At 42.8% G+C, this 12876-nt stretch carries 11 protein-coding genes; 3 read left to right on the top strand and 8 right to left on the bottom strand.

All coding sequences use genetic code 11. The features are described 5' to 3' along the window. Window positions 1-490: 490 nt before the first annotated feature. The 4 genes from WMO65_RS03870 to WMO65_RS03855 form a co-directional block, all read right to left on the bottom strand. Window positions 491-1360, bottom strand: a complete 870-nt coding sequence (locus WMO65_RS03870; RefSeq protein ID WP_349063689.1) for a DUF6602 domain-containing protein — start codon at window positions 1358-1360, stop codon at window positions 491-493. Then, complete coding sequence (locus tag WMO65_RS03865) at window positions 1342-2466, bottom strand: reverse transcriptase family protein (RefSeq protein ID WP_187370595.1); 1125 nt, start codon at window positions 2464-2466, stop codon at window positions 1342-1344. Before WMO65_RS03865 ends, WMO65_RS03870 begins: the two co-directional genes overlap by 19 nt. 282 nt (window positions 2467-2748) lie before the next feature. Continuing rightward, a complete protein-coding gene (locus WMO65_RS03860) occupies window positions 2749-4773 on the bottom strand; it encodes a retron Eco8 family effector endonuclease (protein WP_148392649.1) in 2025 nt (674 codons plus the stop codon). 175 nt (window positions 4774-4948) lie between these two features. Further along, window positions 4949-6334 carry an MFS transporter gene (locus WMO65_RS03855; protein WP_148392650.1) on the bottom strand — a complete coding sequence of 462 codons (1386 nt, stop codon included), beginning with the start codon at window positions 6332-6334 and terminating at the stop codon, window positions 4949-4951. Between the two features lie 328 nt (window positions 6335-6662). Here WMO65_RS03855 and WMO65_RS03850 point away from each other — a divergent pair, with 328 nt between their 5' ends. The 3 genes from WMO65_RS03850 to WMO65_RS03840 all read left to right on the top strand — a co-directional run bounded on the left by WMO65_RS03850 (window position 6663) and on the right by WMO65_RS03840 (window position 9206). Further along, window positions 6663-7628, top strand: a complete 966-nt coding sequence (locus tag WMO65_RS03850) for a helix-turn-helix transcriptional regulator (protein ID WP_033142340.1) — start codon at window positions 6663-6665, stop codon at window positions 7626-7628. 187 nt (window positions 7629-7815) lie between these two features. Beyond that, window positions 7816-8418 (top strand): TetR/AcrR family transcriptional regulator, encoded by a 603-nt coding sequence (locus tag WMO65_RS03845; protein WP_148392651.1) that lies wholly within the window; start codon window positions 7816-7818, stop codon window positions 8416-8418. Beyond that, window positions 8415-9206, top strand: coding sequence for a class I SAM-dependent methyltransferase (locus tag WMO65_RS03840; protein ID WP_148392652.1), 792 nt, complete (start codon window positions 8415-8417; stop codon window positions 9204-9206). Before WMO65_RS03845 ends, WMO65_RS03840 begins: the two co-directional genes overlap by 4 nt. 12 nt (window positions 9207-9218) lie before the next feature. Here the strand turns inward: WMO65_RS03840 and WMO65_RS03835 are convergent, their stop codons facing one another. From WMO65_RS03835 to WMO65_RS03820, 4 genes are all read right to left on the bottom strand, one after another. Beyond that, on the bottom strand, window positions 9219-9926 hold the full coding sequence (locus WMO65_RS03835) for a hypothetical protein (RefSeq protein WP_033142393.1): 708 nt from the start codon (window positions 9924-9926) through the stop codon (window positions 9219-9221). A gap of 11 nt (window positions 9927-9937) precedes the next feature. After that, window positions 9938-10852, bottom strand: coding sequence for an ATP-binding cassette domain-containing protein (locus WMO65_RS03830; RefSeq protein WP_148392653.1), 915 nt, complete (start codon window positions 10850-10852; stop codon window positions 9938-9940). A 92-nt stretch (window positions 10853-10944) separates the two neighbouring features. Continuing rightward, a complete protein-coding gene (locus WMO65_RS03825; RefSeq protein ID WP_148392654.1) occupies window positions 10945-11886 on the bottom strand; it encodes a sensor histidine kinase in 942 nt (313 codons plus the stop codon). Further along, window positions 11883-12587 carry a response regulator transcription factor gene (locus WMO65_RS03820; RefSeq protein WP_103732828.1) on the bottom strand — a complete coding sequence of 235 codons (705 nt, stop codon included), beginning with the start codon at window positions 12585-12587 and terminating at the stop codon, window positions 11883-11885. The genes WMO65_RS03825 and WMO65_RS03820 overlap by 4 nt, the downstream gene beginning before the upstream one ends. Window positions 12588-12876 lie beyond the last annotated feature (289 nt).

Here is a 12876-nt window from a genome sequence, read left to right as displayed (position 1 = left end):
CACTAAAAATTATAACATAGGCATATAAAAATGTATAGGCAAAAGCGGAACATTTGTTCTTTTTCGTTTTTTTGCATACCAATATAACGATCTGCATACTGCTGTCCGCCCCGCCCTATGGATAAAATATCTTATCGCAGGGAATAATTAGATGATGGTATATTAATTAATCTGGAGGTTAAATATGATTACAGTAAGCCCAATTGACACAGCCGTTGTTATTACAGATTCGCAGAACGATGTCTTGTCACCTAGCAGAACAGGATACGAACCTATGTTCCGGATGGGCGTGTATAGATATGATTGCATCTAAATTGCAATAGTGAAATTATGGCCCCCTTAAACTCGCCGCAAAACTGGGCTGTGAGGATTTTATTGCAGGCGATGATGAGGGCCGGTTTTGGGATCTGCCGGATGACATTGGCTATGGTAAATGTCTTGCATTATATATACAGAGACTTTTTCCATATATATTCTATCCGTTAATTCATTATCCATAACGTCCCGCTTTCTCTTTTTGGTAGGAAATACTCTTTATTGCCGCATCCATCTTCCTATTGCCCGGAAAAGAAAACATACCCGGTTCATTTCCATGTCCTCTTCCCTCACTAAAATAAACATCAAGAATACCTTTTAATAAAAACTGTATTCCCAGGTGTTCCTCTCCATCACTGTGTACATATAAAAGATAGTCAGCCTGATTTTTATCCTTCCTATGTGCTTTATGAATAGACCAGCTTTTCAGTGTCCCTACAAATCCAGGCATTTCCTCATAGGATATGCACTTTTCGATTTGGCTCTCTTTAATAGACTCTATAACTATTTCAAAAGATTCTTCAGGATGGTCTGTTCTTATTTTATCGTCCATACCCACAAGACCGATAAAAGGACCTTTCTTGTTTTTCTGAGTACACAATTCCGCCACGTTTTTCAAAGCTTCAAATTCATGTTTCAGTTCTCTCCGATATAAGTGCTTCTTAACTGAAATCACAGCAATAACCCCTTCCGGAGGAACTACCGCTGTATCCCCAAACCGCTGATACACAGGCATATGTTCTGTGTCATAAACGATCAAATCCAGCTGTGTGGAATGTTCATCTTCATCCCGTCGTCTCTTCTTTCCCGAATCTGGGCTTTTTACGCCTGCACGCAGGATAAAACCGGTTAATATATCTAAACCATCGGGTAAAAACTTCTTCAGTGTCGTTTTTAATATACTTTCAATATATCTGCCGTCTTCTCCCCTGTGACCAGCCCCTTCTCCTGAAGCTGCCGGAATCAGTATCTCAAACTGACGATATTTTTCTATGGCAGAACGCATCTCTGCTGCCCAGTATTTTTCTATCCTCTCTCCGCCCATCTCTGTTTTTCCTCTTCACATCTGCTCAATTCACTTAAAAGCATTTCAATCCTTACCTTAGTTTTCCCTAGATTTCTCCGTGTCCTATTATCCTCTGTCCTCATTTGTAAAATTGCGATCAGCCACGATCTGCATCCCGCCAGATAATTTATCAGCTCCAGGCTATTGGCAAAATTGTTTCTTTCCGAATTGTTTTTTTCCATAAAACAATTCAGCTCCTTTAATGACTCAATTGTTTTTTTTACTTTTAATTTATCAATTCTGTAAAGTTCATGATTCTTATTCCTAAAAAAATAAAGAATCCTTTTCAGATCCCGCATTTTTCTCCTTGACAGCCAGACTGCATTTCCAACCACATACCCATTTAAAACAATCTGATCTTCACTAATGACCGTCTTATCACGGTTTAATTCAAATCCGTAATCTTTCAGGATTCTGCTAATCATTTTCATAAAATACTCTTCCTTTGAAAAATCAAAGAAATCCGAACTAAACAACATATCATCAGCATATCTCGTATAATACAAAGTATTTTCGTTCCCGGCAGCTTCCGGCCTATATCTGTTCTTACTACAGCGCTCTGTGATTGTCTGACAATATTTTAAAATCCTCTGATCAGCTCTTCTGAACAATATATTGGAAAGTGCCGGTGAAGTAACTGCTCCCTGAGGCAGAGTATTCTCCCATGTGCACAACTCGCAAATCATATCCAACGCTTCTGCATTCTCTACGAACTCATGCAGGCCTTTCCATATCAAATCTTCAGAAAATGAACTAAAAAAATTACGGATATCTAACCTCATAAAATACTTGCTGCCTATATGCGGTTCAAGGAAACTCTGATAGCTTTCCTCTTTTACAAACCCTTTTGCGCAGACAGCAATCGGGATTTTCCGCAGAAAGCGGTGCAACAGATTTTTCTGCAGTCTCTTTACTTTCTGCCCGCTTTCCTCATCTGACAACGCACAGATTTCTCTTTTTCCGTCTTTTTTTGATATTTCAAAACACTTGTACCATTTATTCTTTTCCACCAACAGTTTTTCAAAAGGCTGTTCTTGTATTTCAAGTATTCCGTCTCTTAAAAATTCTTCTGTATATATCTTCATAAACATTCCTCAATGACAAGTCTTCCACGTTTTTCATGATACTTTTAAGCAGAAGAATTCTCGTCAAAATCCTATAAAAAGAGCAGGCACTCACTTGAAGATTCCGAAAAGGGATTAATCCAGGATAAATAAGGAAAATCATGGATATATTTCTCAGCCGGTTAAAATTTAAATCAAAAGTATCCTGTCACCATAGTTTTAACAGCATTCCCATGCCATCTTATGGCTTACATATATGATATGTAAATTTTCTGCCTGCTCAAATTTAAGTTTATCACCTTTTTAAGCCAAAGTCATCTGTATTTTTTCTATAAGAGCATGTAATTCGACAAAATCATTTTTGAACTTTCTAATGGTTTTTCTTTGATTCTCTTCTTTTTCCAGCCAGTTGCAGAATTTTCGAAACCGCATTTCATCAGAACTATCGAGTCCGGCCAGACCCAGAAAATACAATTCCAGCCAAAAACCGACCCAATTTCCTGTCTTAGGAATTTTATACAGGGTATCCCATATATCATCATTGATTTTTTTATTTTCTTTTTTCAGCTGCTTTTTTGTAAGCAGATAATCGCTTTTTCCGGAAAAAATCATTCGCAGATAATTCAATTTAATATTTGGTTCTCGGTCATATTTCTGCAGATATGTATATATATCATTCCAGATAGCTGGCTTTACTTTATCTTTTATATATTTACCCATACAGCTAATAAACTGTATACAATTCTTGCTCGTTATCAACGCGCCTTCGATTGTGGTATCCCAGATAAACATATCATAATTTCTGTAATACGTTTTAATAAGTTCCCGCAGACACCTGAAATTTTGATCCTGACAGCTGTACAGCGGATACTGAAAAGTAAAATTACATTTTTCACACATGCTCTGAATTCTTCTTCTTACCTGAAGTGTATCTGCTCTTTTTTTACCATACCAGTAAATTTCCCTGTCATTTGGAACATCTTTCAGCTTTTTAAACTGAAACCTGTTTTTCCCCTGCCGCTTCTCCAGTACCTTGTCCATATCGATTACCGAAAGTATGGGTACCTGATAGTTTCTGCTTCCCGGCGATGCGAGATTCTGAATCACACTATTGCTCATTCCCAATACAAACTCCGGCTCTTTGAGAGCAGGGAATATCTGTCTGAGATATTTGTTTTTTAATACTTCCAGTTCTGTTTCGCCTTCTACGCTTACCACCATTTTGGCAAAACAACTGTTTGCATACGTTTCTGTAACAATGGCCCGTTCCCGTGACTCCTCTTCTGCAAGATTTTTTACTTTTGCAGTCCGCGTGTACTTTTCACTCAAAGTCACATGATAAATACTGTAATCCCTTTCTTCTCTTTCCAGCAGCATTTTCATACAACGTGGCGAATGTGTGGAGACAAAAAACTGAATCCTGCCGGACATGGCAAACATGTTTTCCATTAGCCTGTCTACCATTACCTGATGAAGGCTTATCTCCGGTTCGTCCAATATAATGACAGGTTCTTTCAGCTTATACTGTTTCATTTGTCCCAAAATAGCAATCATCAGGTTTGTGTAATTATATGCATTTGTCCCGTTTGAATACTCCTGAAGATTCCGTTCTGCATATTGAAACATCTGCCCGCCAAGAGCGATTTCTGCCAGTATTTTCCCCATCTGTTTTGACGTGAGACTTCTGATGTTTACTTGCTGCTCTTCAAAGATCTGTTCAAGCTTTTCCAATTTTTTTGCTGTTGTAAAATCACTTTCCACTCTATTCCGAATCTCTTTGCGAATTTCCTGAGACTTTTCAGTTTTCAGTTTAACAAAATCCCCTATCAACTCCCAAAGATTTGTCCAATCAGTCAGTACGATCTTTCTGGCATCGATAAAATAGACCGGAAACACTGCTGCTATAATCTGCCGTGCATTATAATCTATATTCCATTCAACCGCTTTCATCTTCCTTCTGACCAGCCGTACAACGATTTCATCATTACGGGCCATGGCTCGGATTTTCTGATAGTACGTCTCATACTCTCTTCTTCCTTCCTCTTCCTCCCCGGCGGCAGACTTAAGATTATGCTGTACAATTTTAAGTATTTGTCTTAAGTCATATGTAATCTTTATACAGATTTCATTGCGTAGGCTGTTGGCCGTATCAAATATTCCCTCTTCATCATACACACCTGTAAGATTTCTGAAAAAATAATTCAGGGCTGAAAGGATATTTGATTTTCCACTCCCATTGCGCCCAATGAACGCTGTAATATTGTCAGTATCCAGAATAAGATGGGGGATGGAACGATATCCTGTTATTTCTATTGATTTGATTGCCATAATACTCCTCCAATAATACAGATAACTCAGTCCGATGAACAAACATCTTCCGTCTGCCCTGCAGCTTTACTCTTATATCAAACATTCTCATCCTATATCCAAAATCATTATCATATACAGAATTTCAATTTTCAGCAGTCTGTATGTGAAGCTTTACTGCTTATAGGAGAAAGAACTACTCTCTCTTCCCCCTCCTGTCCAACTCCATCCAGACATCACCATACTCCTCATCCAGCCCATACCTCCTCAGCACCAACGCCACCACTCCGCAAACCACCAAAGGTATCACCATAAATCCCAGCACCGCCAACTGTTTCCGGCCATCGGGCCGTATAGATGCCTCCGCTAATCCGGAAAAATTCTGCTGATTCATGATAAACCCTGCCAAACTCTGTCTCAGAGCACCGGCCAAACCGCCCCCTATCGATACAACAGCGGCGATAAATGCTACCGGAAATACGGCGCGCGCTCTTCCGGTCATGTAGTCCACATGATCGAACACATCCGGTTCCATGGCCCACAGCATTGCCCACATAAATCCGTTTCCGATTTCTCCCAATACAAACGCCGGATAATAGACGGGCTGTATTTTCATACTCACAAGCATCAGCAGGCAGGCCGCTGCATAGATTCCTGTTCCCAAAAGGGCACACTGTTTTTTGGTAAGTTTCCTGTTCAGAAGCAGTACGGCAAAAAACGCAGCCAGGGGGATTCCATAACGAATCCCATTCATAACTGCAGCGTTTCCGGTTTCTCTTAAAATCCAGAAAGAATATTCCCCTGTAAGAGTGGCGAACACAGAGGTTCCGAACATCAGAAGGCACCCATAAACCACCAGGATCAGAAAATACCGGTTTGTTAAAAAGGCTTTAAAATCCCCTGCGCAGTTTTTCAGGCTCATGCTCTGGCTCTCCGGAATCCGGGGAATATTTATCTCTTTCAGAAGAAAACTTCCTGTTAATATGGCGATAATTATGAGAACTGTAAATACTGTCACATACCGTTTTCCTCCATCTGCCCCCATGATTCCCGGCGCGGCGAGCCGGCCCGCAGGAAACACAGCACAAATCGCCGCCAAACTGCCTGCTATGCCCTTGACAGACGCCAGATTCCACCTCTCTGCCGTGTCCGCGGTCATCCCTGCTATCAGTGCATCTGCCGGGTAAAGAAGCAGCTTTACACTGGAACTCCAGACAAATAACACAATCCCCGCATATACTAATCTCGCTCCCATGGCGTTTCCCGGAACATGCATACTCATCAGTACGCTTACCGCCAGCAGAAGAATCCCGCTGTATATCCAGGGTTTGCTGCGGCCTGATCTTTTACGGGTTCTGTCCATCACGAAGCTTAAAATAAATACCGTCAGTGACGAAACGATCAGAGCAGCCATCATGATCATCCATACCCCGGAACCGGAAACCTCCATCCCCTCCAGCATATAAGACATCATACCCGATGCCGTGAGAAACGGCAGTAACCTTCTTCCAAATTCCACCGCTCCCAGGCCGCACCTCTGCTTCCGGTTAAAAGCCTTTACGCTTGCTGCAGTATTATCCATACCTTCTCCTCCCCTCTCCGAATCTCATCTTATACACTAATATACCCTAATACAATCCCGCTCACATATCATGTTTAATACCTGTCAATATTTATTTTAATTATACAATTTTCAGTCAAATCCTTCAATCCTAAACTCCGGTCCGCACCAGGCAACCGCGTATCCTTGCTTTATCATCACAAATCAATAGGGTATAATATTACTGCATAACACTATGACCTTTCCGTGTATACAGTACCCCCAAAAATTACAGCAAGTAAAATCAAGCATGCCCCCTCCATTTTCTTTATAATGCATATAGGGTGGTTGAAACGAGGTAAACTGAAAAATGTATGAATGGCAGAAACAGATTCAGATCATTGTGGATGAGATCGATCAAAGTATCAAAAATTATAATGACGAATCCCTGACACTGCACGCTCTATCCGGCAGGCTGGGTTATTCTGAATTTTATACAACAAGGAAATTCAAAGAAATATCAGGTATGCAGTTCCGGGATTATCTCCGGCACAGAAAATTGGCATTCGCGTTAAAAGAAGTCCGGGACAGCGAAAAAACGCTTATTGATATTGCTTTTGCTTACGGTTTTTCATCCCATGAAGCTTTTACCAGAGCATTTAAGACAGAATACGGCGTCACTCCAAGTGAATACAGGAAAAAACCGAAACCTGTGGTTCTCCGGACAAAAATAAACCCTTTCGACCGCTACTTTCTAGGATTAGGAGAAATTGGAATGATAAAATCTACAGATGATATCAAAATTTATTTTATAACCATTCCCGCGCATAAATACTTACACATTAAAAACTATGAGAGCAATGGGTATTGGGACTTCTGGCAGAAACAGGCTCTGATCCCCGGACAGGACCGGGAAACGATCTGCGGCCTGCTGGACAGTATCAAGGGCAAGCTGGATGATGACGGCGGCAGTGAATCAGACAGCGGCAGCGGCCAGATCACAGCTTATATCAATGATCCGGACGGCAGACTCTGTGATTGGGGTTTTCCGCGCACAGAGTGTTATGGCGCACGTCTACCTGCTGACTACAGCGGTGAAGTTCCGCCGCAGATGCTTATGATCGACGTTCCCGAAGCAGAATATATTGTTTTTGAACATGGACCCTTCGATTATGAACAGGAAAACCGCAGCGTGGAAGAAAAGATTGAAAAGGCAATGTCCTCCTTTGATTTTACGGACACCGGTTACTGCTATGATACATCCCCCGGAAGAATCATATATCTTTATTATAATCCCGAACGTTTCTTTAAGTATGTCAGACCAGTGAGAAGATAAATATTAAGTTTAAGACGGCGGTTTTGTCATATCATTCAAAACCGCCGTTTTCACTGCGATCATGAATCTCCGAAAATCCTCCCCCTGTAAAAAATATAAAACTCTCTGTTGACATTATCCACACCTTATGCAACAATAGTTATGTAACATATGTTGCCTTACAAACTTTACATAGAGAGGTTCGTACATGCCGCCCAAAGCCAAAATATCGAAAGAAATGATTTTGAATACGGTTCTGGATATCACAAGAGAATCCGGATTTGAAACGGTCAACGCCAGAAGCATTGCAAATAAACTGCAGTGTTCTACCCGGCCAATTTTTACCTGTTATGAAAACATGGAGGAATTAAAAAAAGAATTTCTTACATTCGCATATGAATATTACAAACAGTACATGATACATTATCAAACTTCCGCCCATACCCCCTTCTGCTTATTACTTCCTCTTTCATACCTGGAATTTGCCGACAGGGAGCCGCATCTGTTTAAACTGCTGTTTGTAAATGATATGGATCTGATGATGACCGATGCAGAGGACTTTTACAGGGAAAGTGACAATGAAAGAAATGCAGAACGTTTCTCCGCGTCCATGGGATTGGAACCGGAAAACGGGAAAGTCATATTTCTGGATCTATTTCTCTATACCCACGGCATCGCCGTTCTGACCGTGACGAAAAAAACAGCTCTAAACAGAGAAACCGCTGAAAAAATGCTCAGAAATGTATTGTCTGCTTTTATAAAACAGGAAAAGCCGGATTGGGAATTTCCTGACGAAAGGGGCGCCGTATGAAAACAAATCCATACCTGACTGACTTTTACAAGCATTACGACGAGGACAGCCGGCTGATATCAAAACACGGCTCTGTTGAGTTTCTCACCACAATGCATTATATCGAAAAATATATAAAACCCTGCCACCGGGTACTGGAGATTGGTGCCGGAACCGGCCGGTACTCCCATGCATTGGCGCGTCAGGGATACACGGTAGATGCCGTGGAACTGGTTGCGCACAATATAGAGGTTTTCCGCAAAAACACCCGGGAGGAGGAACGCATATCCATCACCCATGGAAACGCCATGGATTTATCCGCCTTCCCCAACGATACCTATGACATTACGCTGCTTCTCGGCCCTCTGTACCACCTGTACAGCAGGGAGGATAAACTGCAGGCACTGCGCGAAGCCATCCGTGTGACGAAAAAAGGAGGCGTGATCTTTGCCGCTTATGTGATATCTGACGGCTGCCTTTTGGATGAAGGATTCCACCGGGGCAATATCAATGTTGCGGAATATATAGAAGGGGGCCAGCTTGACCCCCATACATTTGCCGCCATATCCAAACCGAAAGATTTGTTTGAACTTGTAAGAAAGGAAAACATTGATGACCTGATGTGTGAACTTCCCGTAACCCGGCTGCATTACGTGGCAGCAGACGGTTTCGCCCTGTGTATGCGCGAAGCAGTGGACGCAATGGATGACCGTGCATTTGCGCTTTATCTGAAATACCACTTTGCCACCTGTGAACGGGAGGATCTGGCAGGTATCACAAGTCATGCGCTTGATATATTCCAAAAATAGACATCTATTCTGTCAAATCAGGTCCTTCTTCTCCGCCCCGCATACGGAAAGAAATGCAAACAGCAGGGAAATCAGTGTCAGAATTACCGGAAACACAGCATTGTCCGCCAGCGTAAAGTCGCCTACATTTGCCTGCGTCAGAAAGATCAGCAGAAATGAAGTAACGATCACTGCCTTGGAGGATTTCATCGCCAGGCCTGTGAACAGGGCGATAAAACTCATGCTGACAATAACGGCTGATTTCAGAAGCAGTTGGATATAAAACCCCAGACTCCCCATATGATAATCCAGTATAAACGATGACGCCATGAACCTGGAACCTATTAAAATAGTGCCGTAAAGCAGTAATTTTGTAAGCACCAGCGCTGTAAAATTAAAGATCCACACAGCCGCCATCTGCGAAGCAATAATCTTCTGGCGCTTAATGGGATAAGAAAACATAAGATTCATGGTCTTATTCTTATAAGCACTGACAATAAAAGTGGACAGCATCACACTGGTAAATACAAGGAATACCATACTGGTAAACAGCTCCACCGACGCGGAGATCACTTCATTTCCGGGTGCCGCATCCGGCACCCCCGTGTCGGGATCATTGGCAATACCGAGAAAAGCCAGGGCAAACATAAAAATCCCCAACAGCACTGCTGCTGCCACAGCACCCCACAAATATTTCTTAATGTTATTTTTTCTATATTCCAGTTTTATTAATTTCCACATATCCATATTCCTCACTCCCCATCTGCCGTCAGCTTCAAAAAATAATCCTCCAGAGTCTCCATCTGTTTTCCAATAGAGATCACTTCCACTCCATTGTCATGCATGACCCTGGTGATCTCCTGTGTGGTGACACGGCTGTCATAAATACGGATTCTGTGTCCGTCCATGATCTTGAAGTTATCCAGTTCCAGTTTGTCGGCCAGCACATAGGATGCCCGTTTGTTATCATTGACCTCCAGATAGATATAAGAAGTATTCATCTCCGCAACCTCTTTCATTGGCACTTCCTTCACCAGCTTACCATGGTCAATGACGCCAATAGTGTCTGCAATGCTTTCAATTTCTGATAGAATATGGGTGGATATCATAACCGTGATATGGTATTCTGCGCAGAGCATTTTAAGCAGATCGCGGATCTGTTTCATTCCTGCCGGGTCCAGGCCGTTGGTCGGCTCATCCAGAACCAGAAGTTCCGGTTTCGTGAGGATAGTCCTGGCGATTCCCAGACGCTGCTTCATGCCCAGAGAATAGCTTTTGACCGGCTTGCTCCCTGCTTCTGTTAAATGCAGCAGTTCAAGGGCATTTTCAATGCTCCCCGGATTGTGGTATCCCATGTATTCACAGTGCAGTACCAGGTTGTCATACCCGCTCATGGTTTCATAAAAAGTTGGAAATTCTATGATACTTCCCATCCGTTTCAGCACTCCATAGGATGTGGGTGTAAGTTTTTCCCCGAAGATTTCGATTTCTCCCTCTGTAGGCTTCCACAGATTAGTGATCATTTTCATAACCGTTGTCTTGCCTGCCCCATTCGGTCCCAGAAATCCGTAAATCTCTCCCTTTTTTATATGGATGTTCACATCCCGGACCAGTTCCTTCTTTCCTATAGATTTTGTCATGTGGTTCGTCTGAAGAATATATGTCATTTCTCTTCTCTCCTTCCCTTGATACTTCTTATTATAGAGAGCCCGATTTGCAAAACTCTTGCATAATTCTTACGAATTTCTTTCGCGGGATGCTAAAATGTCATTTTCCTCAGTTTTACGGTAAAGGTTGTGCTGACATCCGGTTCACTCACAAGTGTAATGTCCCCTCCCATCTTTACAGCCAGATTCCTGGCAATGGTCAGGCCCAGGCCGTTCCCCTGGATTTCCCGGTTTCTGGAGTCCTCCATGGTGAAAAGCCGCTCAAACACGGTACCGGCAAAGGCTTTCTCGATTCCCTTTCCTCTGTCCGTCACATGGATCAAGGCAAATACCCCTTCGGTACGAACAGCTATGCCCAGATACTTTCCGTCAGAACCATACCGCACGGCATTGGAGATCAGATTAAAAAGTATACGCTGAAGCGCCTCCTCATTGCCCTCAACAAACACCGGTTCCTCCGGGATCTCGATCTCCACCTGAAATTCCTTCTGGGTGAGCAGCTCATAAAAATCCAACACATTTTCCCTGCAGCACTCACTCAGATTCACACGTCCCATCTCTACTTGTGTGTCCCCGGATTCCAGCTTGGCAAGTGTGAAAAACTGGTTGATCAGCTCCATAACTTTCCGGGCCTTCTGTTCCACCTTCGCAACCATCTTGTCCTTCCCCTCCGCTTCCAGGCGCATGATTTCCAGATAACCCAGGATAACGGTCATAGGTGTCCTGATGTCATGGGAAATGTTGGAGAGCATATTTTTCGCAGAGATCTCGGACCGCCTGAAATCTGCCTGGATTCTCTGCCTGTCATCCAGAAGACGGTTGATCTGTGAGGACAGGTGAATGAGAGCTTTATCATCCGTAAAGACCATAACCTTTTCGTCACTTTTTTCGTCCAGTATCTGCTCCAATGTATCTCCCATATCCCCGATTTTCTTCTGTATTCCCTTCCGAAATACGAACCGCTGGTACAGGACCATAAAAGACAGCACTGCAATAACTGCAGCCAGAAAAAATATGATCGTATCCTGACTCATTTGATCTCTCCTAACTTATAACCGATTCCCCAAACGGTTACGATATATTTCGGTGTACGGGGATTATCCTCAATTTTAGTCCTCAGTCTGCTCATGTGGACGTTTACTGCGTTCTCGTCCCCACAATAGGCATCATTCCAGATAAGGGAATAGATCTGGGCCTTAGTGTATACCTTTTTCGGATTCTGCAGAAGCAGCTTCAAAATGCCGAACTCTTTTGCGGTCAGTTCCACGCTCCTGCCGTTTTTCAGCACAGTGTAATCATCGGGATTCAGTACCAGCTCCCCATATGCGATGCTGCTGTTATTGTCTTCTGATCTGCCCAGGGCCGCTGCTGCATACTGGTTGGACCTGCGCAGATTGGCTTTAATGCGGGCCAGTGCCTCAGTCACGGAAAATGGCTTTGTGATATAATCATCCGCGCCAAGGCCCAGCCCAAGAGTTTTGTCAGAATCGCTGTCTTTTGCCGAGATAATAATAACCGGAACCACACTTTTTCTTCTGATTCGCTGCAATACCTCCATACCGCTGATTTTAGGTATCATCAGATCAAGCAGCACAAGATCATAAGACACAGATTCAAACATACTGCAGGCTTCTGCCCCGTCATGGGCTGTATCAGCCTCAAAATTTTCCGTTATTAAAAAATCCTTCAGCATTTCACTGATTTCCGGATCATCTTCTACGATCAACAGTTTCATATATCTTCTCCTTCTTCTGCGGATACCTGTACCGTATGAACTACCATAGAAAAAGAAACTGCTGATACATAGAATTTCCTGTATTCTATGAGTCAACAGCTTCTCCATTTTCATTTTCTGCCAGTGTTATATTCATCCGCCCATTTGTCCGGGAAACAAATGTTAAGCCTTATCAGCCTTTCCTCCTTCGCCAAGACGGCCGGAGAAATCTGCGCTTACCTTGTTGACAAGTATTCGGTTCTTTTATTTATTATAGCATGGCAGCAGATATTTGAACACCGTTTTCGGC

The organism is Blautia caccae, assembly GCF_040095955.1.
GTDB classification, from domain to species: Bacteria; Bacillota; Clostridia; order Lachnospirales; family Lachnospiraceae; genus Blautia; species Blautia celeris.
This window is presented reverse-complemented; position numbering and strand designations above follow the sequence as displayed.

Bases quoted from the DNA above. Each gene is read 5' to 3' on its own strand.
- WMO65_RS03830 (WP_148392653.1), bottom strand. From the start codon at position 10,852: ATGACATATATTCTTCAGACGAACCACATGACAAAATCTATAGGAAAG.
- WMO65_RS03860 (WP_148392649.1), bottom strand. From the start codon at position 4,773: ATGGCAATCAAATCAATAGAAATAACAGGATATCGTTCCATCCCCCAT.
- WMO65_RS03870 (WP_349063689.1), bottom strand. From the start codon at position 1,360: ATGGGCGGAGAGAGGATAGAAAAATACTGGGCAGCAGAGATGCGTTCT.
- WMO65_RS03835 (WP_033142393.1), bottom strand. From the start codon at position 9,926: ATGTGGAAATTAATAAAACTGGAATATAGAAAAAATAACATTAAGAAA.
- WMO65_RS03820 (WP_103732828.1), bottom strand. From the start codon at position 12,587: ATGAAACTGTTGATCGTAGAAGATGATCCGGAAATCAGTGAAATGCTG.
- WMO65_RS03865 (WP_187370595.1), bottom strand. From the start codon at position 2,466: ATGAAGATATATACAGAAGAATTTTTAAGAGACGGAATACTTGAAATA.
- WMO65_RS03825 (WP_148392654.1), bottom strand. From the start codon at position 11,886: ATGAGTCAGGATACGATCATATTTTTTCTGGCTGCAGTTATTGCAGTG.
- WMO65_RS03840 (WP_148392652.1), top strand. From the start codon at position 8,415: ATGAAAACAAATCCATACCTGACTGACTTTTACAAGCATTACGACGAG.
- WMO65_RS03845 (WP_148392651.1), top strand. From the start codon at position 7,816: ATGCCGCCCAAAGCCAAAATATCGAAAGAAATGATTTTGAATACGGTT.
- WMO65_RS03850 (WP_033142340.1), top strand. From the start codon at position 6,663: ATGTATGAATGGCAGAAACAGATTCAGATCATTGTGGATGAGATCGAT.
- WMO65_RS03855 (WP_148392650.1), bottom strand. From the start codon at position 6,334: ATGGATAATACTGCAGCAAGCGTAAAGGCTTTTAACCGGAAGCAGAGG.